Here is a 26887-nt window from a genome sequence, read left to right as displayed (position 1 = left end):
AGGGGGTGTGGCTCTGCGGCAGATCGTTGCGATCAAGCCGTGGAGGCAGAGTGAAAGTACGGGCTTTTCGTGTCGTGCTGCCGTCGGGTACCCGGTACTGGACGGTGGTCGACGACGACTTCGAGGTGGTCAAGGAAGCCGATCGGTTCCTGCGGGAGATCCGGCTGGCGAGGGGGCGGGCAGAGACGACAACTAAGGCGTACGCCGAGGGAGTGGCGCTGTTTCTGCGCTGGTGCCTGGCTACGGGGAGGGACTGGAGGACCGCGGCCCGGGAGATGGGGCTGTTCATGCTCTGGCTGAAGTGGACACCGGGCCGTGGCGGCGACGCCCCGGTCGTCGTGCCGGGGCCGGGGTCGAAGCCCATCCGGGGCGAGATCCGGGTCAACAAGGTCCTGACCGCGGTGCGGATGTTCCTGCTCTACGCCGTGACGAACAAGCTGGTACCGGCCTGGGTGCTGGAGCAGATCTACGAGGTCGGCGACACCCGCGACCTGCCCGAGGCGGCCCAGGGCGAGAGCGATGGCATGCGGTTGCGGTTGCGTGCTCGCCACCGGGTCCAGGAGCCGGAGACGGACATCGATCGCGCCAGCGACGAGGAGGTCGTGGCGATGTTCCTGGCCTGCCGTTCCGCCCGCGACCGGTTGACGCTGCTGCTTCTCTCCCGTGTCGGCCTGCGGCCGGGGCAGGTCGCGGGTCTGCGCCGCAGCGACTGTCATCTGCTGATGGACTCCAGGCCGCTGGGCTGTGACATCGAGGGCGCCCACGTCCACATCGCCCGCCGACAGAACGAGAACGGCGCCTGGTCGAAGTCGAAGAAGACCTGGGCGATGCCGGTGGATTTCCTCGTGGTTCAGGCTTTCGATCAGTATGCGCTGGAACGCCATGAGCAACTGCCCTCCAGCGACAGCGACTTCCTCCTGATCAACCTCTTCCGGCCGCCCTACGGCAAGCCGGTCACGACGGACGCGATCGGCGAGCTCTGCGAGTCCTTGTCCCGCCGGGCCGGCCTGGGCCGGATGATCACACCGCGGATGTGTCGCCACGCCATGGCCAGCAACGTCGCGGACGCCGGCGGCAGCCTGGACGAGGTCCAGGCCCTGCTCGGTCAGAAGAACCCGCACTCGCCCAGCCCTTATCTCCACCCGAGCCGCACCCGGCTCCGGGACGCCATCGAGCGGGTCCCCTCTCCCCGCCTGCAGTTCGAGGGCGAGGGCCGATGACCATGATCCACGCAGTCGTCTCGGCCGCCGACTCCCCGGCGGACGAACTCAACGATCCCCTGCGCGAAGCCATCACGCCGGAGTTCCTGCAGCTCATGGGCTGGGACCCGCAGGTCAGGCTGCTGCTCATCCCGCGCGACCACCCGCAGTTCAGCGCCCCGGAGTGCCTGGTCGCGGGCTGCGACAAGATGGTCTACTACGCCTTCCAGCAGGGCCTTTGCGTCGGCTGCATGCGGCGCTGGGAGAAGAGCGAACAGAGCATCGAGGAGTTCGCCGGGACCGCGAAGCGGTACTGGCGGGCCATCGGCGAGGTCCCCTGCCAGGTTCCGCAGTGCGCCCGGCCCGGCAACGGCCTGGCCACCCCGCTCTGCGCGGCTCACCTCTATCAGCAGAAGCGGATCTACAAGATCCCGGTCGAAGAGTTCGTACAGCATCCCGACGTCGTCCCGCTGGAGGCGTTCGGTCCCTGCAACGTCGCCGCGTGTTACCGGCAACGTCAGAGCCCGACCGGCTACTGCCCCGCGCACGCACAGCGCCGCCGGGCCGCGATCCGCAAGGGAACTCTCGGCGACGAGGACCACTGGCGCCGGACCACGAACGCGGTCTCCGAGCACGGCGTGATCAGCCTGCGCGGACTACCCGATCGAGTGGTGCACGAAATCCTCTACGGTCTGCAGGAACGCGTGGCTGAGGGCGTGATGCAGAAGGACTACCTCCTGCGGCCGTTCTGCGACCGGGTCCGTTCCCAGCAGGTCGCCACGCTCGCCGAGCTCGACCTGAGCGCCTTCAACCACCAGACGAAGAACATCGCCACGGGCTTCCTCAAGCACCTCGGCCGTGTCGGTCTGACTCCGGAGACAGAGCGGCATAAGGACATCTGGTCCGGCTACGCGTTCGGCCTGGACGGCAACATCTACTTCGACAAGATCAGTCAGCTCTGGCTGCGGGAGGCCACGAAGTCGTGGGCCCTGGACGACATTCCCAAGCGGCGGGGCAAGAGCCGGGCAGCTGTCCAGTCGCACATCAACGCGATCGTCCAGCTCTCGGACAGCCTGCGGCTGAACCGGCCCGACCACGGTGAGGACGTTCGCGCGGTCGAGCGCGTTGACGTGACGGTCTTCCTGAACCGGCTGCGGTTCCTGAACGAGCAGGGTGAGCTCAGCGGATACGCGCACGTCCGCGTGGTCCGATACGTCCGGCGGCTGCTGAGCCGGATGCGGACCCTGGGCCTGACCCAGCGCGATCAGCCCCTGCACGGGATCAGCGAGACCTTCGGCCTGCACGCCGAGGACGTGCCGGATGATCCCGAGGACAACGAGGCCGGCCGCGACCTGCCGACCGAGGTGATGACGCAGCTCTGCCAGCACCTCGACGGCCTCGAAGCCACGGGATCCTCCGAGATTCGCACCGGGGTCGAGCTGATCATCGACACCGGCCGCCGCCCTGCGGAGATCTGCCAGCTTCCCTACGACTGCCTCGAGCGCGATGACGACGGCAAGCTGACGCTGGTCTATGACAACCACAAGGCGGCCCGAAAGGCCCGTCGCCTGCCCATCAGCGGCGAGACCGGCGCCGTGATCACCGCCCAGCAGGAACGAGTACGGGCACGGTTCCCGAACACCCCCACCGCCGAGCTCAAGCTGCTGCCCACCGTGTTGACCAACGCCACGGGCACCAAGCCGATCACGTCTGAATGGCTCGCCGCCCGCCACCGCGCCTGGGTCGAGGAACTGCCCGAGTTCCTGGTCCCCACGGTCGTCACGATCAAGGGCCGCCAGGTCACCAAGATGCTGCCCTTCGACAAGGCGAAGATCTTCCCCTACGCCTACCGGCACGCCTACGCCCAGCGGCACGCGGACGCCGGCGTCGCGCCCGACGCCCTGCAGTCCCTTATGGATCACCGTCAACTGACGACCACTCAGCAGTACTACCGGGTCAGCGAGACCCGCAAGCGTGAGGCCGTCGAGCGGGTCACCGCGATGCAGTTCGACCGGAACGGCAACCGTGTCTGGCGCAAGGCCCAGGCCCTGCTCGACTCCGAGCATGCCCGCCGGGCCGTCGGCGAGGTCCAGGTCCCCTACGGGCTCTGCACCGAGCCCACCAACGTCCAGGCTGGCGGGCACGACTGCCCCGTCCGCTTCCGCTGCGTCGGCTGCGATCACTTCCGCACCGACGTCTCCTACCTCCCCGACCTGGAGGCATACCTCGCCGACCTCCTCCGAGGCCGCGAACGCCTCGCCGCTTTTGCCGCCGATTCGTGGGCCAAGGCCGAGGCCATGCCCTCCGACGAGGAGATCACCCGGGTCCGCCGCCTGGTCAAACGCGTCCGGGAAGACCTCGAAGACCTCACCGAGGAAGACCGCATCCAGATCAAGGAAGCCGTCACCACGGTCCGACGCACCCGCCGCGTCGTCTCACTCGGCCTGCCCCGCGTCAGACCGCCCCAGGACCTCCGCCCCGAAAGGCCCGCAGGATGACCAACCCCATGATCGAGGGCAAGCGCGCCGACTCGGCCCGCCGCCGCGAACGCGTCCTGAAAGCCATCGACGCCGCCGCCAAGAACGGCGGAGACATCACCGTCTCCGGCCTCGCCAGAGCCGCCCGGGTCGACCGCACCTTCCTCTATCGCCACCCCGACCTGCTCGAACGCGTCCACGCCGCCGCCAATACCCCCGTTGAGGAAGGGCGGGTCGCGGCGGTCAGCCGGACTTCTCTGCAGACCGATCTCGCGAACGCACTGGAACGCAACAAGCGCCTCGCGGCACGGGTCCGGCAGCTGGAGCACCGCCTTTCCTCCCAGCTCGGCGACGCGGTCTGGGCCGAGTCCGGCCTCGGTGCCCCCGTCGACATCGACCAACTTCAACGCCGCATCGCCCTCCTTGAGCAGGAGGTCGCCGCCAAGCAAGGCGAACTCGGCGAGCGGACCGAGGAGTTGGAGGCAGCACGGGCAGCAAATCGGGAGCTGACCCGAGCCCTGAACCACCGACCCTGAGCGCTCAGGTCACCACCACGGCGGTTCTCGGCGGCCTTCGGCCGCCGAGAACCGACCCAGTCGGTTCACCGCGCAGCAGATCACTGGTTAGACGGGATCGGTGAACGAGATCGGCTTTCCGGTGGCTTGGGCATACGCGATCTCCCTGCTTGTGGACTCGCCGACATACCCGCCGGGGTTGACGACCAGAACCCGGTCAGCCAGGTCGATCTTGCGCAGGTGGAGGGCACCCAGCGCCGTCTTCTGCTCGTCGGTGATCAACTCGTCTGCTTCGCCTGGCGCGACGACGATGGCACCTGCGAAGGTCAGATCACGGTTCGCCGCACGCATCTCGTCCACGAACCGAGTAGAGCCGCAGATGCAGACAATCTCAGGTCGGTCGGGCACGGCTCAGTCCTTCGGTCGAACGGGAAACCGTCCGTGTTGCACGTTGACATCACAGACAGGCACACGAGCCAACAGTTTATGCAGCGAGATGGACGCCTCCCGGCTGCACCGTCGCAGCCGGGAGGCGTGGCCCGTACTGGGAATGACGCTGCTCGACGGCGAAGTCTGGGGTGCACCCGGCTCACCAGCCTTCTTTAGCAACACGACCTAGTGTGATGCGCCAGAAATGATGAGGCTAAGTCTGTCTCAGGTTTCAGTGGTCGGCGGGTTGATTTTGGTGAGGTAGTCAGCGAGAGAGTTGAGGATCTCGTCGGCGGTCTTGGTCCAGGTGAAGGGCCTGGGGTTCTCGTTCCATCCGTCGATCCAGGCCCTGATGTCTTGCTCCAGGGCCTTCACGGAGGTGTGCACTCCGCGGCGGATGAGCTTGTCCGTCAGCAGGCCGAACCACCGCTCGACCTGATTCATCCACGAGGAGCCGGTGGGGGTGAAGTGGACGTGGAAGCGTGGGTGTTTTCCGAGCCACGTCTTGATCTCGGCGGTGTTGTGGGTGGCGTAATTGTCACAGACCAGGTGAACGTCGAGGCCGGCGGGCACGGCCTTGTCGATCGTGACCAGGAACTTCTTGAACTCGATCGCTCGGTGGCGGCGGTGCAGTTCCGATATGACGCTGCCGTCGGCGATGTTGAAGGCCGCGAACAGGCTGGTGATGCCGTGCCGGTAGTAGTCGTGGGTGCGCCGCTCAGGCATGCCCGGCATCATCGGCAGCACCGGCTGGGACCGGTCCAGCGCCTGGATCTGGCTCTTCTCGTCCACGCACAGCACCACCGCTTTCTCGGGCGGATCGTGGTACAGGCCGACGACGTCGACGACCTTCGCGACGAACTGCGGGTCAGTGGAAAGCTTGAAAGCGTCCTGGAGATGGGGCTTGAGATCGAACTTCTTCCAGATCCGCCCGATGGAGGACTTCGACAGCCCGGAGTGCTTCGCCATCGAGGCCCGCGACCAGTGCGTGTCCTCGCCCGGGGTGGACTCCAGCGTCGCCGTGAGCACATCCTCGACCTGCTCCAGCAGGATCGAGGGCGGCCTGCCCGGACGCGGCTCATCGGTCAGCCCGTCCAGCCGCAACCGGACGAACCTCGACCGCCAGCGATTCACCGTTCCCTGCGATACACCGAGTTCGGCAGCGACCTCCTTGTTCGTCCCACCGTCCGCACACCGCAGCACGATCCTCGCCCGCAACGCAAGGAACTGCGCGGTCTTCGCCCGCCGCGCCCAGCGTGTCAGCTCCGCCCGCTCGACCTCCGAGAGCACCAGCTCCGGCTTACGCCGCCCCGGCCGCGGCTCGTCCACCAGGCCCGCCATCCGCCGGGCCACGAACCGCATGCGCCACTTGCGCACCGTCTCCGTGGAGACCCCGAAGTCCGCCGCTACACCGGCATTCGACGCTCCCTCCGCACAGGCCAGAATGATCCGGGCCCGCTCCGCCACACGGGCCGACACCGCACCACCCGCCCAACGCGACAGCTCCGACCGCTCCTCGGCAGACAGCACCACTTCGACAGCACGAGGACCCCGAGACACCATGAAAACAGCCTACAGACTTAGTCTCATCATTTCTGGCGCATCACACTAGCACCACAGGTGTCGTGATGCATAGACTCAGCTACCAAGTCGCTGAGCTGCATCAACATGAGCCATACCTCACGGCAACAGCTTCGACCCCCAGAGAATCGACGATGACCCGGTTGCGGAGCACGAATCTGGGGCGCGTCGGATGGGTTCCGGGCGGCAACTCGGCCAGTACCAGGCCCTGTTCCGCGATGCGCTCGATCAACTCGGCATGCCCTCGCGGATAGGGGATGTCCACACCGGAGGCGAGCACCGCGATGGTGGCCCCGCCCGCGGCGAGCGCCCCTCGGTGAGCCGCGCCGTCCACACCGTGGGCCGCACCGGAGACGACCACCCAGCCCCGCTCGGCCAGCCCGGTGCCGAGCGTGGCCGCGACATGCGCGCCGTAGTCGCTACAGGCCCGCGCGCCCACCACGGCGACCGAGCGCAGCGCCCACATCCGCAGGCCGGCCGGGCCGCGCACCCATAACCCGACCGGGCGAGCATCCCCGAGATCGTCGAGCTGACCGGGCCAGTCCAGATCCCCGGGGCAGATGAACCGCCCTCCGCGCCGGGCGATCAGCGCGAGATCGGCGACCGGGTCCAGCCCGGCCGCCCGCAGGGCGCATCCGGCCAGCCGGTCCCCGGTCGCCCCGGGCGGGGGCTTGCCCTTGCCGGTGAGCGCCCGCCACAGCGCCACCGGCCCCATGCGGCGCAGCCAGCGCCCCACGGCCTGGTCCCCGGGCTCCACGAGCCGGGTGAGCGCCGCCCGCGCCAGCCGCTCCTCGTCCGTGACCCCGTGCCGCTCGGGGAGCCCCTGCGCCCCGCCCGGGACGCCCTCCCCCGCGTCCAGGGCTCCGTACTCCTCGCCCGGGACGCCACGCCCCGCGTCCGGGACACCCTGTCCCTCGCCAGGGGGTCCGTGCCCCGCGTCCGGGGCGCCCCGCCCTCCCTCGCCAGTGACGCCACATCCCTCGCCCGAGGCACCCTGCCCCTGCCAGGGATCGGAGAACAGGGCGGGGACGGCGGCGCCGCGGCCGCCCGCCGAAGGCGCGGACATCAGCACTCCCCCGCCGCGACCGGCACCCCACGACTGATCCCGGTGCGTAACTGGAGCGCCTGGGCGATGTCCGGCGCCCCCGGCCGGTCGTGCCCGGCCAGGTCTGCGACGGTCCAGGCGACCCTCAGCACCCGGTCGAGCCCTCGGGCAGTGAGCAGTCCGCGCTCCATATCGCGCTCGGCCTCGCGCAGCGCACCGGGGAACGGGTGCCAGCGGGTGCGCAGCTCATGGCCCGGCACCTCGCTGTTCAGCCGCCAGGGGGTGTCCTGGAGGCGGACGGCGGCCCGCTCCCGGGCCTCCCGGACCCGGGCCGCGACGGACGCGCTGTCCTCCGCCCCGGCATGCGCCCCGGTGAGCTCGGCCCGGCTCACCGCTTCGACATGGACACGCAGGTCCACCCGGTCCAGCAGTGGCCCCGACAGCCGCGCCTGGTAGCGGCGGACCGTGGTGGGCGAGCATTCGCAGACGTCACCCACCAGCCCATAGCGCCCACAGGGGCAGGGGTTGGCCGCCAGCATCAGCAGGAAGCGGGCCGGCATCCGCATCATCCCGGCGGACCGGGCCACCACCACATGCCCCGACTCCAGGGGCTGCCGCAGGGCGTCCAGCGCCTTCCCGCTGAATTCGGGAGCCTCGTCCAGTTTACCGACCGTGATCGCGCCGATATCCCATCTGACCTGCGGTGATACGAAGACTACATGTTCGTGACGACGGGTGGCAGTGGTCTCGATCATTCGTCCGAAGAATCTTGTGGAACGGTCCGGTCGCCTGGTTTGGCGACCGGACCGTCGGTGGTTGCGTCGAGGTCAGCCCCTGTCAGACCCTGGAGAGGGCGGGGTGAGCTGTGCTTCGAGGTCAGCGAGGCGGCGATCTTGGAATCGCAGGTTCGAGCGTGCGGCCTTGAGCCGCTCGTCCAGCGTGCGGTTGTCCGTCGTAAGCTGTCGGACTCGCTGCTTCAGCGTGGTGTTCTCGCTGGTGATGCGCTGGATGCCATCTTCAGTCCACTCGGATTCCAGGTCCCTTATTCGCCCGAGAAGTTCGCCGATCCGTACTCGCTGAAGCCGGATCTCCTCGTTCGCTGCCTTGAGCCCGGCCTCGGCGTTGAGCGCTCTCTCTCGCCAGGTGGCTTCGCGTTCCGCATCCGCGGCCTCAAGGACTTGTGTGCGCCGCTCCCCGGCTCGTTCGATCGCGTCGGTGACGGCCGCGCGGGCGTCCGGGTTCTCGTAGAGGAACGTGCGGGAGACGTCTGCCCTCCGGGCAACAGCAGCGACGCTGACCTGCGACTTCTCACGTTTCAGCCGGGCAATGGCGTCATGGACGCGTGCGATAGCAGCTTGCGTGCTGCGGCGACGGGCGGCGAGAGCCGCAGTAGTCCGCGGCTCCGGGATCGCGCGTTTGGCCGTGCTCATGCGAGGTCCTCCGCGAGGTCGGCGCTCTGAGCTCGGTCGTCGTTCTCGACCTCGTCCTCGTCGGCTGCGGCAGCGAGGTCCGTGGCTCTGAAAGCGACGTTCCAGATGCGCTGGAAGTAGTCCTGGGGCTTCCGCATGTCGAGCGCGAGGGCGTCCTCAAGGAGCCCGAGCCCGGCCAGTGCCTGCTCAAGGCCGTCGATGGCCTGGCCGGTCGGCGCGAAGACGCTGTGCAGGTAGTCGGCGGTCGCGTTGTCGGGTGCGCGTTCGGCCAGGGACGCCCACTGCTCACGCTTGCGGCGCCAGTAGAGCAAGTCGGCGCCGGAGAGTACGAACTTGTCGCAGTTGTGGCAGTCGAGGTTCCAGGGGCAGGCTCCGCCCTGGACGACGGGCTGGAAAGTGCAGAACCCGCCCTCGGCGGGCGTGCTGCGTCGCGAGAGGTCCACTGCCATGGCCATCGCCTGTTCGCGGTCCATCGCGGTGATTCCCTCGGAGAGGATCTCGCCCGGCTTGGCTGAGCCCGGGCCAGCGACCCAGACGTGATGCAGGATCTCTTCGAGGTCGGAGTGCGAGACATGCACGTAGTGCTCGGCCATCCGGTCGGAGACCTGGCCGAGATAGCGCCGGATGTGCGTCAGTGTCGCCCCGGCCCGCAGGAGGTTGGTGGCGAGCGTGTGGCGGGCCTGGTGGGCGACGAAGTTGCCGCCGAGGTCGAGCCCGTCCACCCAGGCCCGGAAGCGCAACTGGAACCAGTTGTAGGAGATCGACTTGCGGCCGTCGAGGTTGGTGACCCTGGTGGGGAACAGAGCCATCCCGACGCGCTCGCGAGGTGCTGGCCTGTGTCCGTGACGGGCCTCGAAGCGGTCCAGCGTCTTGCGTTGTCGCTCGCGGATCAGCCGGTAGAGGGTTTCGGGGATGCGGATGCCGTCGTTGAAGTTGCCGACCTTGGTCTGGTCGTGCCAGAACATCGGCAGGCCGCCGAGGCGACCGACGCAGTCGAGCCGGAGTTCGAGGACTTCTGTGGAGCGTCGGCCGGTGAAGACGATCGCCATCCACATGTCGCCGATGCCGTAGTCCTCCGGGTCGTACTCGTTCACGAGCTGTAGCAGGTTGGCTTCATCGGCCAGAGCGCGGGCCACGTGGTCAGGAAAGGGGCTCCGCGGCTTCCTCGGGACCTCCCCGCCGTGCGGACAGTAGGCGACGAAGGCCCGGTCCAGGCCGAGGCGCTCTGCTTCGCCGGTCTCCAGCGTTCCGCGAAGGAGTTTCCGGACTCCGTTGAAGGTGAAGCGGCGGGTCGTAGCGGTCAGAATCGGGGACTCGCCGCTCGGAAGAAGCAGCCCCAGGGACGGCAGTCCTTCTCGTTCGCGGTGGCGGACGTCGGCCACGAACCGGAGCATGTGCTCCTCCTCCAGCAGCGTCGGATCCTCTCCCCCTTGCGGCGCTTCAACCTGCAAGAACGCGCTGAGCTGCACGATCGCCCGTCGCATGTTGTCGAACATCGCGCTTGTGCGAGGGCACTTCGGTGATCGCATCGTGTCCGCCATGAAGTCCCAGAGCAGATTCCGAAGCCAGACTTGCGACACGGCGGTGAGGTCGAAGTGACTGGAACGATCTTGGAACCTGATCCCGAAGTGATCGGTTTCGATGAAGCCGGCCTCGCGGGTATCCACCGGCGTGAAGTAGACCAGCCTGAGCTCCTTGATGATCTCTCCAGCGATCATCGCGCCGTGGACGGGTGCCTTCTGCAGGTCGATGTCGATCAGGGAGTTGAACTGGTTCCGCCGGCAGAAGTCGACGAGTCTCTGGACCCAGGCCATCTCCCAACGGGCGCGTCGTCCCTGGGTGTGGACGGCAAGGCCCCACTTGAACTCCGCCGCGATCAACGGACGCAGCCCAAGCAGCGAGAGCCGCCCTGGCCGTGGGATCGGGTTGGTGTTCGCGCACCACTCCAGGAACGCGGCTTCGTCCTCGTAGACGACTGGGACCGGCAAGCCGCGCATCTCGTGCGTGTGGAACCAGTTGGGTGGCAAGAAGGCCCGCCCGGGCCGGTTGTCCGTGCGGTAGCGAGACTCGTGCCGTGGGCAGAGCCCGAGGGCCGAGTTCGCGAGTTCCGGGCAGGCGGCGGTCCGGCAACCGCCGTAGCCGTCGTAGATCCGCTGCTGGCTCAGCCAGTCGTCGAAGTTCGCGTCCTGGCCGTGGTCGCGGAGGTGGAAACGCCACCGATGTGCGTGACGGAAACACAGCTGCCCTTCGGTCCGCCATGCGGGGCGGTCCGGGCAGATCCGACAGCGCAGAGCCTCCACCGTCACCATGGGCAGCGGTTCGGCGGTGCGGTTGAACTCCGCCCGGGTCATGCCCGTCTTCCGCAGGTTCTTCCACTGGTCCAGGTGGGCCGGACACATGTCCCGGCCTTGGGCGAGCGCACGTTCGCAGCCTGTGATCAGGCATTCCCACCGATAGACGGGGTGATGGCGGGGGATCTCGATGACGTCCGGCCGGAACAGCGGCTCGAACCCGGGGCCGTCGATCAGGGCAGTCAGGATCTCCAGCCGATCGCGTCGCTCCCGTCCGGTGTCCAGCCGGGCGAAGTGGCTCAGGGCCTTCTCGATGATCACGCGTGGGTCCCCCAGACGGTGCGGAGAGCCATGTCGAACTCCGGATCATGCAGATCGACGTGTCCGTAGATCTCGTCAACCACCGCCGTCGACGCCCACCCGCCGGCGTCCCGCGCGACCAGGAGGTTGCCCTTGGCCGCATCGAGAACGGCGGAGGTGAAGCTGTGCCGGAACATGTGAGGCCGGACCTTGCCCAGGCCAGCTCGTTTCCCGGCTCTTTCGAGCATGCGGCGGTTCCCGACCGGCGCCCATGGCTCACCGCGCTCAGCGCCGTGCTGCTGGACCATGAGCATCCCGTGATCGGCTCCGCGCGGGTACTCGGTGGTCATGTACTCGAAGTAGGTATGCACCATCTGCGGGCTGACGCGCTTGATCAACCCACCAGTCATGCTTCCCTGCTGGATCTTCCACTCGATCTTGGTCTTGGCCTCGGCCCGGTTCGAGTTCCACGGCCGATGGCAGACGTGCACGTGCGGCGAGCGGCATTCCCCGCAGGGCGCGTCCTCGCGAAGGTGCAGGTCAACCAGGTGGAGCCCGCAGAATTCGCCGTTGCGCAGTCCACCGTCGGACAGCCAGGTCACGGACATGCGGTCGCGTGCGGAATGAACCACCGACAGCAGCGTGTCCCTCGCGCCTTCGGGCAGCATCTTCGGGTGCCTGCGGCGAGGGCCGGTCGGCGCCAGCGGGTTCGCAGGCCTCGTCGACTTCACATGCCCGAGGAAGGAGCGCCGGCGGTCGGCCCGCGAGGGCAGTCGTGTCTGGTCCAGCTGGCGCCCGAGCTCGCGGTTGACGCCGAGGGCCGCCTGGTTGAGGTAGAACCCCTTCAGACATGCCGCGGCAGTCTTCAGGGCCGAGTCGCTGTACGGCTTCTTGTCCTGCCTCCAGGGCTCGCCAAGCGGCATTCGGACCTCTGCTCCGACGATGCCCATGTACCGCTCAAGGTCGCGCAGGGCCACCTTGTCGAAGGTCAGACACTCGCGCTCCATCCACCGAAGGTGATCGACCAGGTAGTACGCGTAGGTCTTCTGCGTGCCTGACCCGTCGTGCAACCGCAGGTAACGGTCCGCCTCGCGGTGCACCGTCCCCTCGGGCCAGAGGATCGTCCAGGACCTGCAGCCGTTCTTATGAGTGATCTCTTGGACCCGCAGGTCCCCGATCACCGTCGTGCGTATCACGTGCTCTCCGTACCGACTCCGGAACAAGGACGACGTTCCGAACTCGGTCGGTAAACGAACACGGGACGCCCTGGCCACAGGCCAGAGCGAACATCACGTACAGCTCAATGCACGGTCTGTAAAGTCCAGGAAGAGCACTCCGCGGTGGGCTAGCGAGACCGCGCCGGGCCTGGGCAGGCCGTTGCCCCCGCCGACGAGCGCGGCCATGGTGGCCGAGTGATGCGGGGCGCAGTACGGCGGGCTCTCCACCAGCGGCTGGCCCGGCGGGAGGACCCCGGCGACCGAATGGACCGCGGTGACCTCCAGGGCCTCCTGCTGGGTGAGCGGCGGCAGCAGCCCCGGCAGCCGCTCGGCCAGCATGGTCTTCCCGGCGCCCGGAGGCCCGCTGAGGAAGAGGTGGTGCCCGCCCGCGGCCGCGACCTCCAGGGCGGTGCGCGCGGCCCGCTGCCCGGCGACCTCGGCCATATCGGGCCGCCCCGCGCCGGTCCCGGGCACGGCGGCGACTCCGGTGCCCATACCGGCGCCGGGCACGGTGAGCCCGGCCAGCATCGGATCGGGGCGGCCCAGCTCCTGGGTCTCCTCCTCCTCGGGCACCGGCTCGTCCGTCAGCACCGCGATCAACTGGCGCAGGCTCCGCACGCCCAGCACCGAGACGCCCGGCACCAGGGCCGCCTCCGCCGCCGTCTGCTCGGGGACCACCACCTGGCGGTACCCCGCCTCGGAGGCGGCGAGCACGGCGGGCAGCACCCCGCGGACCGGCCGGACCCGGCCGTCCAGGCCCAGCTCCCCGATCATCATCAGATCGGCGATCTCACGCGGGTCCACGCGCTCGGCCGCGCCGAGCACCGCACAGGCCACGGCCAGGTCGAAGCCGCTGCCGCCCTTGGGGACGGATGCCGGGCTGAGCCCCACCGTGAGCTTCTTCTGCGGCCATTCGCCGCCGGAATTGACGACGGCCGCGCGGACCCGGTCCCGGCTCTCCACCAGGCTCTTGTCGGGCAGCCCGACGAGGGTGAAGGCGGCCACTCCCGGCTCCAGATCGGCCTGGACCTCGACCACGACGCCTTCGACCCCGACCAGCGCCACCGAGCAGGTGCGGGCGAACCCCATCAGGCCACCCCTCGCACATGCTCGACCACGGGCGCGCCCCGGCGGGGCAGCACCACCGCCACCACGTCGATCCGCACTCCGCCCGGCGGCGGGCCGCCGTGCCGCTCGAGCCAGCACTCGGCCAGCTTCCGCAGCCGCTCGGTCTTGTCCGGTCCGACGGCCGCCATGGGATGCTCATAGCCACCCTCGCGGCGCGTCTTGACCTCGCACACCACCAGCGCACCGGCGTCGAGCGCGACGATGTCGATCTCGCCGTCCCGGCACCGCCAATTGCGCTCCAGGACGGTCATCCCGGCTTCCGCCAGCCTGCGGACCGCCACATCCTCGCCGTAGCGGCCCAGCGCTCCTCGGGCGTTCATTCGGCACCACCTCCGGCACCGACTGTGACGCCCCCGCGCCCCGCTCAGGGATCTTGGAGAATTCCTGTGGACAGCCGCCCGGCTGTGGAAAACTCAGCCACTCGGAAGGTCGAGGTCGCTCTTGTTCAGCTCCTCGATATTCACGTCCTTGAACGTGAGAACCCGCACCTGCTTCACGAAACGGGCCGGGCGGTACATGTCCCAGACCCAGGCGTCGGCCATCGACACCTCGAAAAAGACCTCACCCTGGACCGAGTGCACCTGCATCTCGTAGTCGTTGGTGAGATAGAAGCGGCGTTCGGTCTCGATCACATATTTGAACAGACCGACGACATCGCGGTACTCCCGGTAGAGCTTCAGCTCCATCTCGGTCTCGTACTTCTCGAGGTCCTCGGCGCTCATGGCATGTTCCCCTTCAGCCGTGCGTCCCCCCATTGTGCGTCAGACGCGCTCAGTCTCCAGGATCACCGGTGCACCCGGGGGTCCCTCGACCAGCAGCGTACGCAACAGCTCCGCCAGCCGTGTCGGGTACACCGGCTCGGTGGCCGCGGCCAGCTCATCCACCGTCCACCACCGCAGCCCGGCCACGCTGCGCCGCTCCAGCTCCGTCAGCCCGCCGCCGGCCCGCGCCGCCGTGGTCTGTTGGGTACGACACAGGTAGTACCACTCGTCCTGGTCCCAGCGCCGCCCGGCGAACGGGAAGGAGCAGATCCGCCGCCACAGCAGCGGCCCGAGCCGCACATCGGTGATCCCGGTCTCCTCCGCGAGCTCCCTGAGCGCCGCCTGCTCGCGGCTCTCCTCGCCCTCCAGGCCGCCTCCCGGGGTGAACCACCACGTCGACGAGGGATCGTCCGGTTCGAAGCCGTGCAGCAGCAGGATGCGGTCCTGCGGATCCAGCAGCACCACCCGTGCGACCTTCCGCAGCCGCCGCTCGTCCGCGCCAGTCGGCTCAGCCACGCGCGGCCACCTTCCCCTTCGCCGCCTGGTCCCGCCGTGCGCCGCCGCCCGCCCTGCGCCGGACGAGGGGCCCGTAGGCCGCGCCCACCAGGATCAGCACGGCGCCGGTGACGATCGCGATCAGGATCGGCCCCAGCGGCCCCGGCTGCGAGATCCCGCCCGGCAGCGCCTTGAAGGCATCGGGCCGCCCCACGGTCCCCCAGGACCCAAGCGGCCAGGCGGTGGCGTCCACCCGGGCGTCCACCGCGCCCCGCTCCACGGCGCCGCCCGCCTCGTCGGTGAGGTGCACCCGTGAGTCGAGGGAGTCGCTGCGGTGGTCGCCCATCAGGAACAGCCGGTCCTTGGGCACGGTGGTGGAGAAGACCGTCGAGGACGCCTGCTCCCCCGGGCGCAGATACGGTTCCTCGAAGACCTTGCCGTTGACCCTCAGCCGACCCTGCTTGTCGCAGCACTCGATCCGGTCGCCGCCGACCCCGATGACCCGCTTCACCATGGGCAGGTCGCCCCACACCTGGTCGCGGAAGACCACCACATCGCCGCGGCGCACCTCGCCGCCGTCGACCCGCTGCGCCAGCACCCGGGCGCCCTTGGCGATCGTCGGCGCCATGGAGTCGGTCGGGACGGTGTACGGCTTGTAGAGCACCGCGCCCCAGACGAAGCCCCCGAGGAACAGCACACACCCGAGGGCCACCGCCACCCCGGACAGCACGCTGCCCGGCGTACGCCGCGGTGTGCCGCCCCCGACCCCTTGGGCTCCGCTCATTCCAGTGCTCCCGCCGTACGCAACAGACGTAGAAGATCAGGTTCCGTGTGCCCCGGGGCACACGGAACCGCACCTTACCCGGCGGTACGAGCCCCGTCAGCAGTCGGCGGTCAGCCGATCCGGCCGGGCCTCGGCCTCGGCCCGGACCTTGGCGATCAGCCTGCGGCGGCGCCACAGCACGATCGGCAGCGCACCCGCGAGCCCCACGGCCGAGGGGGCCACCGCGGCGGCCGCCCCCAGACCCGGCTGGTCGAAGGTGCTCGGCACCGGCAGGGTGGACCAGCGGTCGATCGGCCAGGCGACGACGAAGGCGCGCCCGACGACATCGTCCACCGAGACCGTGCCGTTGTTCAGGTTCTGGTGGTAGCGGGAGTCCAGTGAGTCCTGGCGGTGGTCGCCCATCACCCAGATCCGGCCCTTGGGCACCTTGATCGGGCCGAACGGCTTCTCGTCACAGGGGGTGTTCCCGGGGAAGATGTACGGCTCGTCCAGCGGCTTGCCGTTGACCACGACCTTGCCGCCGCGCTTGCAGGAGACGGTGTCCCCGCCGACCGCGATGACCCGCTTGATCAGGTCCTTCTCCTCCGCCGAAGGCATCAGCCCGATAAAGCTGAGCGCCTTCTGGATGCCCTCGGCGACCGGGCCGGAGTCACTCGTCTGTGTCTCGCCGAGCCAGCCCCCCGGATCGTGGAAGACGACCACCTCACCGCGCTGCGGCTCGGAGCCGAACCACGGGGTGAGCTTGTCCACCAGCACCCGGTCGCCCCGCTGGAGGGTGTTCTGCATGGAGTCGGACGGGATGGAGAACGCCTGCACCAGGAAGGTCTTGATCAGCAGCGCCAGAGCCAGCGCAATGATGACCAGGATCGGCAGCTCCTTCCAGAAGGAGCGCACCTTCTTCGGCTTCCCGAGCTTCCCGGGCCCGCCGGGCATCCCGGGGCCCGGCTTCGCCGGTGCCCCGTCGTCGGCCCCGGACGGGTCAGTGCCGCCGGGTCCGTCCGGGGGGCCGGAGGGATCCTGCCCGCCATCGGCTCCGTGTGGGTCCGACGCCCTGGGGCGGCCAGCCGCCTTGTCCGTGGGTGCACCGGCTTCGGGCGCCTCGTCCGTCCCGTCCGTGGGGTGCTCTCCCGTCGTCCCGGGCTGCCTCTCGGGCTCTTCGTGACCGGATCGTGCGCCGACCGCCAAATCCCCCACATCCACTCCTCACGCCTGACTGCCGCCTGCCCCACGAACGGCGCAGGATCACCACTCCCATAACGAGCGGGAGTTCCGCAGGGGTCGGGAGCTGGACCATTCCTTGCTGATCCATGGAGGACAGCCTATGCGCCGCGCCCTCGGCCCGTGTCGCCCCACTCGGCGCGTCCTTGACGGATGCGTAGGTGTCCGGCTCCTCGAGCCGCCGCATATGCCCGAACGGCCATGCGATCACCACGGCGCGGCCGACCACCATGTTGTCCGGGACCGTGCCCTGATACGGCTCGTCGAGATGGACTCGGGAGTCCGCCGAATTTGACCGGTGATCGCCCATGACGAACATCCGCCCCTGAGGGACGGTCACCTTGAACTGCCGCTGCGACGGCGGGTTCCCGGGGTGCAGATACGGCTCGTTCAGCGGGGTCCCGTTGACGGTGACCTTGCCGTTCGTATCGCAGCAGGCCACCGTGTCGCCGCCCACCGCGACCACCCGCTTGATCAGGTCCTGCTCGTCGGAGGACGGCAGCAGGCCGATGAAGGTCAGGAACTCCTTGCCCTGCTTGATGACGGGCGGGTCGTCCTTGGGGGACTTGCGCTCGTCCTCCAGCCAGCCGCCGGGGTCCTTGAACACCACCACATCGCCGCGCTCCGGCTTCGAGCCGAACCACGGGGTGAACTTGTCCACCAGCACCCGGTCGCCGATCCGGATGGTCTGCTCCATCGAGCCGGACGGAATGACGAACGCCTGTACCAGGAAGGTCTTCAGGACGAGCGCGATCACCAGCGCCACGCCCACCAGGATCGGAATCTCCTTGACGGCCGAACGGCGCCGCCTGCGCTTGATACGGCGCTGGATCCTGCGCCGCTCCGCGCGCCCGCCCACCCGGCGCTCGCCCGGGGCACGGGGCGTGTCCACACCGGGTGGCGGATCCACCACCCGGCGCGCCTTGGCACGGGGCCGCCCGCGGCTACCCATGGGCACCACCGGGGGCGCCGGAGGGTATGGCGCCGGGCGCCGCGGGCACGCCCGCGAAGGCGTCCGTACGGGGCACACCGGACCAGCGGCCGAACGGCCAGGCGATCCATGCGGCGCGGCCGATCACCTTGTCGACGGGGACCGTGCCCCCGCCCGGCGCGCCCAGGTAGTCGCGTGAGTCCCGGGAGGCGTCGCGGTGGTCGCCCATGACCCACAGCCGCCCCTCGGGCACGACGATGTCGAAGGGCACCCGCGAGGGGCTGTCCCCGGGGTGCAGATAGTGCTCGTCCACCGGCCGGCCGTTCACCTCGATCCTCCCCCGCTTGTCGCAGCAGGTGACCCGGTCACCACCGATGCCCACCACGCGCTTGACGTAGTCGGACTCGGCCGGTTCGGCCAGCCCGACCGCCGCGGCGGCCTTGCGCAGCAGACCGGTCACCGGGTTTCCGGACGGCTCCTCCTCACCGAAGGAACCGGCTCCGTCGAACACGACAACGTCGCCGCGGCGCGGATCGTCCCCGAAACGGTAGGCGAGCTTGTTCACCAGCACCCGGTCCCCGGGACGGAGGGTGTTCTCCATCGAACCGCTGGGGATCAGGAACGGCTGCACCACAAAGCCGCTCACCAGCAGCACGAGCGCGGCGCAGGCCGCCGCGAGCAGCGCCCCGCGCCGCCATCGCCCGCCGCCGGCCAGCCATCGCGGCAGCCGCCCGGCGGACCAGGGCTCCTCGGCCCGCGCCGGAGCATGCGAAGAGCGCGACCGCCCCTCGCGCTCCTTCTCGGAGCCCGGAGAGCGGTCGCGCTCCGCGAGCTGTCCTTCGGTGTCCATCGGCCCAGAGCCTATCCGGCCCGGCCGGATGATCCGGCGGTAGCTCAGTAGTCGCGCAAAATCGCCGCGATCTCAGTTGTCGCGCTTCTCCTTGATCTTCGCGGCCTTGCCGCGGAGGTCGCGCAGGTAGTACAGCTTCGCCCGGCGCACATCACCGCGGGTGACGACCTCGATCTTCTCGACGATCGGGGTGTGCACCGGGAAGGTGCGCTCCACGCCGACGCTGAAGCTCACCTTGCGGACGGTGAAGGTCTCGCGGACACCGGAGCCCTGGCGGCGGATGACGACGCCCTTGAACTGCTGGACACGGGAGCGGTTGCCCTCGATGACGCGGACGTGGACGTTGACCGTGTCGCCGGGGCGGAAGGTCGGGATGTCGCTGCGCAGCGACGCGGAGTCGACGGTGTCGAGCAGGTGAGACATGATCGTCTGCTTTCCTCGCTGATGCCACAGGTCATCAGCGGCATATCGGATGATGATTTGGAGTGCCGCCCTCATCGGGTGGGCGTCGGTCCCCCTGTGGCAGGGGCGCACACCCGGACGTACGGCAGCGGCCTATTCTTCCACGGCCCGGTCCGGCCGCCCAAATCGGGCCCCACCGGTCCCGGGCAGTTCCTCCCAGCCCAGCTCGGCGAGGAGCGCGCGGTCGTGCTTGTCGAGCGTCGCCGGGTCGCAGCGCTCGATCAGATCGGGGCGGTTCTCGCTGGTACGGCGGAACGCCTCGTCCCGGCGCCAGCGGCCGACCCTGCCGTGGTGGCCGCTGATCAGCACCTCCGGGATGGAGCGGCCGCGCCACTCGGGGGGCTTGGTGTAGACGGGCCCCTCCAGGAGGTCGGCCATCGCGCCGGGGGCGAAGGAGTCGTCACGATGCGACTCGGCGTTGCCCAGCACGCCCGGCAGCAGCCGGGCCACCGCCTCGGTGATCACCAGCACCGCGGCCTCGCCGCCGGCCAGCACGTAATCGCCGATCGAGACCTCGTGGACCTCGAGCCGCTCGCCGTACTCCTCGATCACCCGACGGTCGATGCCCTCGTAGCGGGCGGGCGTGAAGACCAGCCAGGGGCGCTCGGCGAGCTCTACGGCGAGCGCCTGGGTGAACGGACGGCCGCTCGGGGTCGGCACGATCAGCGTGGGCTTGACCAGTCCCTCCGCCTCGCCCGACGCCATGATCGAGTCAAGCGCCTCGCCCCAGGGCTCGGGCTTCATGACCATGCCGGGTCCGCCGCCGTACGGGGTGTCGTCGACCGTGTTGTGCCGGTCGTGCGTCCAGCCGCGCAGATCGTGGACCCGTACGTCGAGCTGGCCGCGGGCGCGTGCCTTGCCGACCAGCGAGACGTTCAGCGGCTCCAGGTACTCGGGGAAGATCGTGACGACGTCGAGCCTCATGACGACTCGTCCTCACGGCCGCTCGCGGTGTCGCCCTTACGGCTGCCGCCGGTCTCGTCCTTCTCACGACCGCTCGCGGTGTCGTCCTTACGGCTGCCCGCGATCTCCGCCTCGGCCTCGTCGAGCAGGCCCGGCGGCGGGTCGATCACGGCGCGCTGCGCCTCCAGATCGATCTCCGGCACGAACTCGGAGACGAACGGGATCATCACCTCACCCCCGTCGGGGCGCTTCACGATCAGCAGGTCCTGGTACGGCAGATGGGAGATCTCGGAGATCCGCCCGACCTCGGTGCCGTCCACGGTGACCACATCGATGTCGATCAACTGATGGTCGTAGAACTCCTCGGGGTCCTCGGGGAGTTCCTCGGGGTCGACCTCCGCGATCAGCAGGATGTTCCGCAGCTCCTCCGCGCCGCTGCGGTCGCGGACGCCCTCGAAGCGCAGCAGCAGCCGGCCGCTGTGCACCCGGCCGGACTCGATGGTCAGCGGCCCGGCCGAGGCGGGCTCGGTGGTCAGCACGGCGCCCGGGCCGAGCCGCAGCTCCGGCTCGTCCGTCCGCACCTCGACGGTGACCTCGCCCTTGATGCCATGGGCACGGCCGATCCGCGCGACAACCAACTGCACGATGCGATGTCCCTTCACACACACGGGCCGGGGACGGCCCAAAGCCCTCCCCGGCCCGTGCCGGTGCTCTTCTTGATCGCCTCAGCGGACCTGATCGACGTCGACGAGGTCGACGCGGATCCCGCGGCCGCCGATGGCGCCCACGACGGTGCGCAGGGCGCGTGCGGTGCGGCCGTTGCGGCCGATCACCTTGCCGAGGTCATCGGGGTGCACCCGGACCTCCAGCACACGCCCACGCCGCAGGGTGCGCGAGGCCACCTGCACGTCGTCGGGGTTGTCGACGATGCCCTTCACCAGGTGCTCGAGGGCTTCCTCGAGCATCCTCAGGCCTCAGTCGACGCGGTGGACTCGGCGGAGTCAGCCGCCTCGTCCGACTTCTTCTCGGACTTCTTCGCCTTCTGGGTGATCGCCTCACCCTTCGGCTCGTCACCGGCGTCCTTGGCGGCCGCCTCGAACAGGGCGCGCTTGTCGGCCTTCGGCTCGGCGACCTTCATCGGGGCCGGGGCGGGCAGGCCCTTGAACTGCTGCCAGTCGCCGGTGACCTTCAGGATGGCCAGCACGGGCTCGGTCGGCTGGGCGCCGACCTTCAGCCAGTGCTGCACACGCTCCGAGTCGACCTCGATGCGCGACGGGTTCTGCACCGGGTGGTACAGACCGATCTCCTCGATCGCCCGGCCGTCACGGCGGGTGCGGGAGTCGGCGACGACGATGCGGTAGTGAGGCGAACGGATCTTGCCCAGACGCTTCAGCTTGATCTTGACTGCCACGGAAGTGGTGTCTCCTGGTCTTGACGTGGTTGAGCACTGCGACGTGCCGCGTGGGGTTGCGGTACCCGAGTGCCCGATGGACGCGTCAGCCGGAGGAGAGAGGGGTCCTGGTCGGCTGTCGAGTACAGCAGACCATTCTGCCACACCGGGACAGGTCAGCCGACCGCGGCCACCGCCTCCGGAATGCGGAAGGGCTTACCGCAGCCACCGCACATGATCGGCGCCTGGGCCAGCACCGACGGGACGACCCGGACATTGCGCCCGCAGTCGCACACCGCCTTGACCCGGACCCCGCCACCGGAGGAGCCATGGCGCGCGGCGGGCCCGCGGAAGGTGCGGGAGGTCTCGGCGGTGGTCGCCACGGTGTGCGCCTTCAGCGCGCGCTGGAGGCGGTCGATCGTGCTCCGGTACCGCTTTCTCGCCTCGGGGCTGAGGGTGACCAGCGAGAAGCCGCTGCTGGGATGCGGCTCCTCGGGGTGGTCGAGCCCCAGCTCCTCGGCGATCGCCAGGAACCGGCGGTTGTGGTAGCGGCCGGCGCGTGAGGTGTCACGGACACCGCGGGCGGCGGCGATCCCATGGACTGCCTCATGCAGCAGCCGTTCGAAGGAGAGCTCGGCGCCACATGCGGACGACGACTCTCCGATCAGCGATTCGGGCGCGGCGAGATCCGGCAGCTCGGAGTGGTGCCGTTGAATATCGGCCCACGCCTGCGCCAGCTCTGCGGCGAGAACAGGTGGTGTCGTGCTCACGTCGTGCTAACGAGCAGGACCGGTCCGGTGTTCCGATTCCGGGGCATCCCAAATAATTTGCACGTACCAGTCAGTTCACGGTGATGTACGACGACGAGGGGCGGGTGCGTAAATGTGTGGATGAGCCACGCACCGTGCATCAAGCCGGTACGTACCGCCTCAGTAGGCCCTCGCGACGATCGCGACGTTACCGGGAGCGTCGTCGGCGTCCGGCACCGCCCCGTCCTCGGTGACCAGACACCGTACGGACACCGACCGCTCGGCGAGCGCCGCCTCGCCCTCCGGCCCCAGGTCCGCCCATCGGATCCGGGCCCAGCCGCCCGCGGCCGCGGCCTCGGCGGCCTCCTCCATGGTCGCCACCTCCGTGGTGCGCGCCTTACGGCGCTCACGGGCCTGCCGCAGCAGCAGCGCCTGGTCCTCCTCCAAGACCTTGGGCAGCAGCTCCGGCAGCAGCTCGGCGCGCACCGGCTCCTTACCGCCGGGGATCCGCCGGGCCACCATGGCGGTGCCGCTCTCCAGGTCGCGCGGGCCGATCTCGACCCGGACCGGCACGCCCTTGAGCTCCCAGTCGACCGCGCGGCGGCCGAAGGGGGTGTCCGTACGGTCGTCGACATGGACCCGCACGCCCGCCGCGGTGAGCAGCTCGCCGATCTCGCGGACCTTGGCGAGCACCGCGTCGTCGCCCTTGATCGCCAGCACCACGACCTGGGTCGAGGCCAGCCTCGGCGGGATCCGCAGGCCGTTGTCGTCGCCGTGCATCATCACCAGCGCGCCGACCATCCGGGTCGTGCTGCCCCAGGAGGTCTGCCAGACCAGCTCCTGCTCGCCGTCCTTGGACAGATAGCTGGTGTGGAAGGCCCGGGCGAAGTTCTGGCCCAGCTCATGGCTGGTGCCGAGCTGGAGCGCCTTGCCGTCGCCCATCATCCCTTCGAGGGTGAGGGTGTTGAGGGCGCCGGCGAACCGCTCCCGGGCGGTCTTGCGGCCCAGCACCACGTCCATCGCCAGGACGTCCTCCATGAACCGGGCGTAGACCTCGCGGTGGATCCGGGCGGCGAAGTCCCTGGCGTCCTCGTACGACGCGTGCGCGGTGTGCCCCTCCTGCCACAGGAACTCGGTCGTCCGCAGGAACAGCCGCGGCCGCAGCTCCCAACGCACCACATTGGCCCACTGGTTGATCAGCAGCGGCAGATCGCGGTAGCTCTGCACCCACTTGGAGAAGTACTCGTTGACGATCGTCTCCGAGGTGGGCCGGACGACGACCGGCTCCTCGAGCTCCTTACCGCCGCCATGGGTGACCACCGCGAGCTCCGGCGCGAACCCCTCGACGTGATCGGCTTCCTTGGCCAGGTACGACTGCGGGATGAAGAGCGGGAAGTACGCGTTCTGGACGCCGACCGCCTTGATGCGGGCGTCCATGTCCTGCTGCATCCGCTCCCACAGCCCGTACCCGTACGGTCGGATCACCATGGTGCCGCGCACCGGGCCGTTGTCGGCCAGCTCGGCCTTGTTGATCACGTCCTGATACCAGCGGGGGAAGTCCTCCGCCTGCGCGGTGAGCACGGGGGTCTTGGCCATGGCGCCGATCGTACGGCGGTGGGGTACCGAACCGTGAATGAAGGAAAAGCGAGCCGATCAGTGCCGGCCATCGCCCGACACCGGCCACGGGCCGCACGGAGGTCAGGGGGCGGTCGGGGAGCGAGACGTACGCACAGGTGTGCGGGGGCGCACAAAGGGGGCACGCAAGCACGGCCGTGAAACCTCTGGACGCGGGGACGGATGCGGAGTTCCCTGGCATTTGGGGGTGGGACGTCACACCGCACAACGGCGGATGTGACACCGAATCTGACGACGGCACTGCTCTTCGCTGATTGGGGCCCTTTCGATGACATTTACGCTCGTACAGCGGCACCGCCCGCACCCCTCCTCGTCGCCGACGGCGGACGCCCACGCTCGCACCCGCGACTGGGCGGAGATCCAGGAGCGGATGCTGGTCCCGCTGTACGAGGCCGTGTACGAACGGCTGGACATCGGCGCCGGGACCCGGCTGCTGGGCCTGGGCTGCGGCTCCGGGCTCGCCCTCCTCATGGCGGCCACGCGCGGCGCCACGGTCTGCGGGGTGGACACCGACGAGCGGCGCCTGGACCTCGCGCGCGAGCGGCTGACGGCCGTGGGCGCACCGGGCGGCCCGGCGCTGCCCGCCCGGCTGGGCCTCGGCGGCCCGGAGAGCCCCTGCGTAGGGGCGGCCGCGGCGGAGTCCGCCTTCACGGTGGTGACCGCCTTCGAGCCGCTGTCGGCCCTGAGCGGGATAGGCGCCGGAGCGGAGGTGTGCGCCGCGGCGTCCACCCTCGCGGCCGCCACGGCGCACACCGAGCGCGGCGGGGCCGTGGTGCTCGCCGGATGGGGTCCGCCGGAGCGCTGCGCCACCTCCGGGGTGCTGCGGGTGGGCGCCCGGCTCGCCGATCCGATGGGCTCCCCCGGCCTGCGCCGGGAGGCCGAGGCGCCCCCTGCCGCGCGCTGGTGGCCGTACGGCCGCGACGACCTGGAGGAACTGGCCACACTTGCCGGGCTGCGGCCCGACGGATCGGGCCGGGTGGCCTGCCCGTTCGGCTACGCCGACATGGACAGCGCGGTGCGCGGGCTGCTGTCGACGGGGCTCTTCGACGCGGCGGAGCGGGTCACGGATCCGATCCAGGTCCGCAAGGAGATCACCGAGGCGCTCCATCCGCATCAGCGCGCGGACGGCACGGTGTGGATGCCGAACGTCTTCCGCTATCTGATCTGCCGCATCTGATCTGTCGTAGCTGATCTGTCGTAGCTGATCTGTCGTAGCTGAACGGGACCGTCGCGTAAGGCCCCTGACGGTGTGCGCAGGGGCCTTACGGTTCATTCGTACGGGAACGCCTCCGGGGCGCCGGGGCGGCTCAGCCCATGAACTTCTTGAACTCGTCGGGGAGTTCGAAGTTCTGTCCGTCCTGTCCGCCACCGGGCAGCCCGAACGCGCCGCCCTGCTCGCGGCGCGCCGCGGCTTCCTGCTCCTGCTGAGCGCGCTTCAGCGGATTCCCGCTGCGCTGCTTCCCCTTGGCCTTCTTCTGCTGCTTGCCCTTGCGCTTGCCGCCACCCACGCCCGGCATACCCGGCATCCCGGGCATCCCCGGCATGCCGCCCTGGGCCATCTTCGACATCATCTTGCGCGCGTCGAAGAACCGCTCCACCAGGTTCTTCACCGCGCTCACCTCGACGCCGGAACCACGGGCGATACGGGCGCGGCGCGAGCCGTTGATGATCGTGGGGTCCTGGCGCTCGCCCGGGGTCATCGACTTGATGATGGCCGCGGTGCGGTCCACTTCCCGCTCGTCCAGGTTGTTGATCTGGTCCTTCATCTGGCCCATGCCCGGCAGCATGCCGAGCAGCTTGGAGATGGAGCCCATCTTGCGGACCTGCTCCATCTGCGCCAGGAAGTCGTCGAGCGTGAACTCCTTGGGGCCCTTCGCCAGCTTGGCCGCCATCTTCTCGGCCTCTTGCTGGCTGAAGGTCTGCTCGGCCTTCTCGATCAGGCTGAGCATGTCGCCCATGCCGAGGATGCGGGACGCCATGCGGTCCGGGTGGAACGCGTCGAAGTCGTCCAGCTTCTCGCCGTTGGAGGCGAACATGATCTGGCGGCCGGTGACATGCGCGATGGACAGCGCGGCACCGCCGCGCGCGTCGCCGTCCAGCTTGGAGAGCACCACACCGTCGAAGCCGACGCCGTCGCGGAACGCCTCCGCGGTGTTCACCGCGTCCTGGCCGATCATCGCGTCGACGACGAAGAGGACCTCGTCCGGGCGGACCGCGTCGCGGATGTCGGCGGCCTGCCGCATCAGCTCCTCGTCGATGCCGAGACGGCCCGCGGTGTCGACGATCACGACATCGTGCTGCTTGGTCCGGGCGAACTCGATCGAGTCCTGCGCCACCTTGACCGGGTCACCGACGCCGTTGCCCGGCTCGGGGGCGAAGACGGCGACACCGGCCCGCTCCGCGACCACCGAGAGCTGGTTGACGGCGTTGGGGCGCTGGAGGTCACAGGCGACGAGCAGCGGCGCGTGGCCCTGGCCCTTCAGCCAGCGGCCCAGCTTTCCGGCGAGCGTCGTCTTACCGGCACCCTGGAGACCCGCGAGCATGATCACGGTCGGCGGCTGCTTGGCGAAGCGGAGGCGCCGCGCCTCGCCGCCGAGGATGCCGATCAGCTCCTCGTTGACGATCTTGATGACCTGCTGGGCGGGGTTGAGCGCCTGGGAGACCTCGGCCCCGAGGCTCCGCTCCTTGACCTGCTTGATGAACGACCGGACGACGGGCAGCGCCACGTCGGCCTCGAGCAGGGCGATCCGGATCTCGCGTGCCGTGGCGTCGATGTCCGCCTCGCTGAGGCGTCCCTTGCCCCGGAGGTTCTTGAAAGTCGCTGCGAGGCGATCGGAGAGGGTATCGAACACGGTGGTCGCGAATCCTTCGGTCGGATGTCGGGTCGGTGGTCGGCCTCCAAGGGTATCCGCCCGGCGCGGGAACGGTCTGCCCCCGGGCGTGCGACGCCCTGGCGGGGCGTCTTTCCCCACCCCGCCCCTTCCCGAACCGGGGCTGCGCCCCGGGCCCCGTTCCGGGGGCTCCGCCCCCGAGCCCCCGCCGGGGCTCCGCCCCGGACCCCGCCCCTCAAACGCCGGAGGGGCTGGGGAGTGCTGGG

At 69.5% G+C, this 26887-nt stretch carries 24 protein-coding genes and 3 pseudogenes; 4 read left to right on the top strand and 23 right to left on the bottom strand.

The genetic code is table 11. The annotated features are described in order from the left end of the window. Window positions 1–50 precede the first annotated feature (50 nt). Genes ACK1X7_RS33720 through ACK1X7_RS33710 form a run of 3 tightly spaced genes read left to right on the top strand, consistent with a single transcriptional unit; the run spans window position 51 to window position 4212 of the window. Window positions 51–1220 carry a tyrosine-type recombinase/integrase gene (locus tag ACK1X7_RS33720; protein ID WP_413116069.1) on the top strand — a complete coding sequence of 390 codons (1170 nt, stop codon included), beginning with the start codon at window positions 51–53 and terminating at the stop codon, window positions 1218–1220. Further along, the gene (locus ACK1X7_RS33715) at window positions 1217–3697 is read left to right on the top strand and encodes a tyrosine-type recombinase/integrase (RefSeq protein WP_413116068.1); all 2481 of its coding nucleotides are present in this window, start codon (window positions 1217–1219) and stop codon (window positions 3695–3697) included. The genes ACK1X7_RS33720 and ACK1X7_RS33715 overlap by 4 nt, the downstream gene beginning before the upstream one ends. Further along, a complete protein-coding gene (locus tag ACK1X7_RS33710; RefSeq protein ID WP_413116067.1) occupies window positions 3694–4212 on the top strand; it encodes a DUF6262 family protein in 519 nt (172 codons plus the stop codon). Before ACK1X7_RS33715 ends, ACK1X7_RS33710 begins: the two co-directional genes overlap by 4 nt. Before the next feature lie 87 nt (window positions 4213–4299). Here the strand turns inward: ACK1X7_RS33710 and ACK1X7_RS33705 are convergent, their stop codons facing one another. The 22 genes and pseudogenes from ACK1X7_RS33705 to proS form a co-directional block, all read right to left on the bottom strand. After that, window positions 4300–4599: a hypothetical protein gene (locus ACK1X7_RS33705; protein WP_413116066.1), complete on the bottom strand. Its 300-nt coding sequence runs from the start codon at window positions 4597–4599 to the stop codon at window positions 4300–4302. 246 nt (window positions 4600–4845) lie between these two features. Then, window positions 4846–6183, bottom strand: coding sequence for an IS630 family transposase (locus tag ACK1X7_RS33700; protein ID WP_386955605.1), 1338 nt, complete (start codon window positions 6181–6183; stop codon window positions 4846–4848). Window positions 6184–6334: 151 nt separating this feature from the next. Next, window positions 6335–7267 (bottom strand): annotated as a pseudogene (locus ACK1X7_RS33695) (DNA-processing protein DprA); the annotation flags it as partial. Then, window positions 7267–7908 (bottom strand): annotated as a pseudogene (locus ACK1X7_RS33690) (ATP-binding protein); the annotation flags it as partial. The pseudogenes ACK1X7_RS33695 and ACK1X7_RS33690, both read right to left, overlap by 1 nt. A gap of 165 nt (window positions 7909–8073) precedes the next feature. Next, the gene (locus ACK1X7_RS33685; protein WP_413116065.1) at window positions 8074–8676 is read right to left on the bottom strand and encodes a DUF6262 family protein; all 603 of its coding nucleotides are present in this window, start codon (window positions 8674–8676) and stop codon (window positions 8074–8076) included. Further along, a complete protein-coding gene (locus ACK1X7_RS33680; RefSeq protein WP_413116064.1) occupies window positions 8673–11027 on the bottom strand; it encodes a tyrosine-type recombinase/integrase in 2355 nt (784 codons plus the stop codon). Before ACK1X7_RS33680 ends, ACK1X7_RS33685 begins: the two co-directional genes overlap by 4 nt. A gap of 257 nt (window positions 11028–11284) precedes the next feature. Then, window positions 11285–12463, bottom strand: coding sequence for a tyrosine-type recombinase/integrase (locus tag ACK1X7_RS33675; protein ID WP_413116063.1), 1179 nt, complete (start codon window positions 12461–12463; stop codon window positions 11285–11287). 123 nt (window positions 12464–12586) lie between these two features. Beyond that, a pseudogene (locus tag ACK1X7_RS33670) lies at window positions 12587–13573 on the bottom strand (YifB family Mg chelatase-like AAA ATPase); the annotation flags it as partial. Next, window positions 13573–13932 (bottom strand): YraN family protein, encoded by a 360-nt coding sequence (locus tag ACK1X7_RS33665; RefSeq protein WP_216346935.1) that lies wholly within the window; start codon window positions 13930–13932, stop codon window positions 13573–13575. The pseudogene ACK1X7_RS33670 and the gene ACK1X7_RS33665, both read right to left, overlap by 1 nt. Window positions 13933–14025: 93 nt before the next feature. Further along, entirely contained in the window at window positions 14026–14334 is a 309-nt protein-coding gene (locus ACK1X7_RS33660; protein ID WP_004944840.1) for a DUF2469 domain-containing protein, read from the bottom strand. Window positions 14335–14373: 39 nt separating this feature from the next. Continuing rightward, window positions 14374–14889, bottom strand: coding sequence for an NUDIX hydrolase (locus ACK1X7_RS33655; protein ID WP_385139261.1), 516 nt, complete (start codon window positions 14887–14889; stop codon window positions 14374–14376). Next, the gene (gene lepB, locus ACK1X7_RS33650; protein ID WP_385139258.1) at window positions 14882–15652 is read right to left on the bottom strand and encodes a signal peptidase I; all 771 of its coding nucleotides are present in this window, start codon (window positions 15650–15652) and stop codon (window positions 14882–14884) included. The genes ACK1X7_RS33655 and lepB (ACK1X7_RS33650) overlap by 8 nt, the downstream gene beginning before the upstream one ends. Before the next feature lie 96 nt (window positions 15653–15748). Next, entirely contained in the window at window positions 15749–16585 is an 837-nt protein-coding gene (gene lepB, locus ACK1X7_RS33645; protein WP_385139255.1) for a signal peptidase I, read from the bottom strand. A gap of 46 nt (window positions 16586–16631) precedes the next feature. Next, a complete protein-coding gene (gene lepB, locus ACK1X7_RS33640; protein WP_385139252.1) occupies window positions 16632–17822 on the bottom strand; it encodes a signal peptidase I in 1191 nt (396 codons plus the stop codon). Then, the gene (gene lepB, locus ACK1X7_RS33635) at window positions 17815–18651 is read right to left on the bottom strand and encodes a signal peptidase I (RefSeq protein ID WP_385139249.1); all 837 of its coding nucleotides are present in this window, start codon (window positions 18649–18651) and stop codon (window positions 17815–17817) included. The genes lepB (ACK1X7_RS33640) and lepB (ACK1X7_RS33635) overlap by 8 nt, the downstream gene beginning before the upstream one ends. A gap of 72 nt (window positions 18652–18723) precedes the next feature. Beyond that, window positions 18724–19074 carry a 50S ribosomal protein L19 gene (gene rplS / locus ACK1X7_RS33630; RefSeq protein ID WP_014055193.1) on the bottom strand — a complete coding sequence of 117 codons (351 nt, stop codon included), beginning with the start codon at window positions 19072–19074 and terminating at the stop codon, window positions 18724–18726. 132 nt (window positions 19075–19206) lie between these two features. Next, window positions 19207–20037, bottom strand: coding sequence for a tRNA (guanosine(37)-N1)-methyltransferase TrmD (gene trmD / locus ACK1X7_RS33625; protein ID WP_382960489.1), 831 nt, complete (start codon window positions 20035–20037; stop codon window positions 19207–19209). Then, a complete protein-coding gene (rimM, locus tag ACK1X7_RS33620; RefSeq protein ID WP_385139246.1) occupies window positions 20034–20660 on the bottom strand; it encodes a ribosome maturation factor RimM in 627 nt (208 codons plus the stop codon). Before rimM ends, trmD begins: the two co-directional genes overlap by 4 nt. Before the next feature lie 81 nt (window positions 20661–20741). After that, complete coding sequence (locus ACK1X7_RS33615) at window positions 20742–20981, bottom strand: RNA-binding protein (protein ID WP_003980229.1); 240 nt, start codon at window positions 20979–20981, stop codon at window positions 20742–20744. Window positions 20982–20983: 2 nt separating this feature from the next. Then, entirely contained in the window at window positions 20984–21427 is a 444-nt protein-coding gene (gene rpsP / locus ACK1X7_RS33610) for a 30S ribosomal protein S16 (protein WP_216347666.1), read from the bottom strand. 155 nt (window positions 21428–21582) lie between these two features. Further along, complete coding sequence (locus ACK1X7_RS33605) at window positions 21583–22176, bottom strand: hypothetical protein (protein WP_216347665.1); 594 nt, start codon at window positions 22174–22176, stop codon at window positions 21583–21585. Between the two features lie 159 nt (window positions 22177–22335). Next, a complete protein-coding gene (gene proS / locus ACK1X7_RS33600; protein WP_385139243.1) occupies window positions 22336–23751 on the bottom strand; it encodes a proline--tRNA ligase in 1416 nt (471 codons plus the stop codon). A 307-nt stretch (window positions 23752–24058) separates the two neighbouring features. Here proS and ACK1X7_RS33595 point away from each other — a divergent pair, with 307 nt between their 5' ends. Further along, entirely contained in the window at window positions 24059–24967 is a 909-nt protein-coding gene (locus ACK1X7_RS33595) for a methyltransferase domain-containing protein (RefSeq protein ID WP_413116062.1), read from the top strand. Window positions 24968–25097: 130 nt separating this feature from the next. Here the strand turns inward: ACK1X7_RS33595 and ffh are convergent, their stop codons facing one another. After that, on the bottom strand, window positions 25098–26642 hold the full coding sequence (gene ffh, locus ACK1X7_RS33590; RefSeq protein ID WP_216347926.1) for a signal recognition particle protein: 1545 nt from the start codon (window positions 26640–26642) through the stop codon (window positions 25098–25100). Window positions 26643–26887: the final 245 nt, after the last annotated feature.

Origin of the sequence: Streptomyces sp. CY-1 (genome assembly GCF_047218265.1) — a bacterium.
Taxonomy (GTDB): domain Bacteria; phylum Actinomycetota; class Actinomycetes; order Streptomycetales; family Streptomycetaceae; genus Streptomyces; species Streptomyces niphimycinicus.
This window is presented reverse-complemented; position numbering and strand designations above follow the sequence as displayed.

Coding starts and splice junctions, on each gene's coding strand:
- lepB (WP_385139249.1), bottom strand. CDS start 18,651: ATGGACACCGAAGGACAGCTCGCGGAGCGCGACCGCTCTCCGGGCTCC.
- ACK1X7_RS33660 (WP_004944840.1), bottom strand. CDS start 14,334: ATGAGCGCCGAGGACCTCGAGAAGTACGAGACCGAGATGGAGCTGAAG.
- lepB (WP_385139258.1), bottom strand. CDS start 15,652: ATGAGCGGAGCCCAAGGGGTCGGGGGCGGCACACCGCGGCGTACGCCG.
- ACK1X7_RS33715 (WP_413116068.1), top strand. CDS start 1,217: ATGACCATGATCCACGCAGTCGTCTCGGCCGCCGACTCCCCGGCGGAC.
- trmD (WP_382960489.1), bottom strand. CDS start 20,037: ATGAGGCTCGACGTCGTCACGATCTTCCCCGAGTACCTGGAGCCGCTG.
- lepB (WP_385139252.1), bottom strand. CDS start 17,822: ATGGGTAGCCGCGGGCGGCCCCGTGCCAAGGCGCGCCGGGTGGTGGAT.
- proS (WP_385139243.1), bottom strand. CDS start 23,751: ATGGCCAAGACCCCCGTGCTCACCGCGCAGGCGGAGGACTTCCCCCGC.
- ACK1X7_RS33680 (WP_413116064.1), bottom strand. CDS start 11,027: ATGACCCGGGCGGAGTTCAACCGCACCGCCGAACCGCTGCCCATGGTG.
- lepB (WP_385139255.1), bottom strand. CDS start 16,585: ATGCCCGGCGGGCCCGGGAAGCTCGGGAAGCCGAAGAAGGTGCGCTCC.
- ACK1X7_RS33615 (WP_003980229.1), bottom strand. CDS start 20,981: ATGCTCGAGGAAGCCCTCGAGCACCTGGTGAAGGGCATCGTCGACAAC.
- ACK1X7_RS33665 (WP_216346935.1), bottom strand. CDS start 13,932: ATGAACGCCCGAGGAGCGCTGGGCCGCTACGGCGAGGATGTGGCGGTC.
- ACK1X7_RS33685 (WP_413116065.1), bottom strand. CDS start 8,676: ATGAGCACGGCCAAACGCGCGATCCCGGAGCCGCGGACTACTGCGGCT.
- ACK1X7_RS33710 (WP_413116067.1), top strand. CDS start 3,694: ATGACCAACCCCATGATCGAGGGCAAGCGCGCCGACTCGGCCCGCCGC.
- ACK1X7_RS33700 (WP_386955605.1), bottom strand. CDS start 6,183: ATGGTGTCTCGGGGTCCTCGTGCTGTCGAAGTGGTGCTGTCTGCCGAG.
- rplS (WP_014055193.1), bottom strand. CDS start 19,074: ATGTCTCACCTGCTCGACACCGTCGACTCCGCGTCGCTGCGCAGCGAC.
- ACK1X7_RS33595 (WP_413116062.1), top strand. CDS start 24,059: ATGACATTTACGCTCGTACAGCGGCACCGCCCGCACCCCTCCTCGTCG.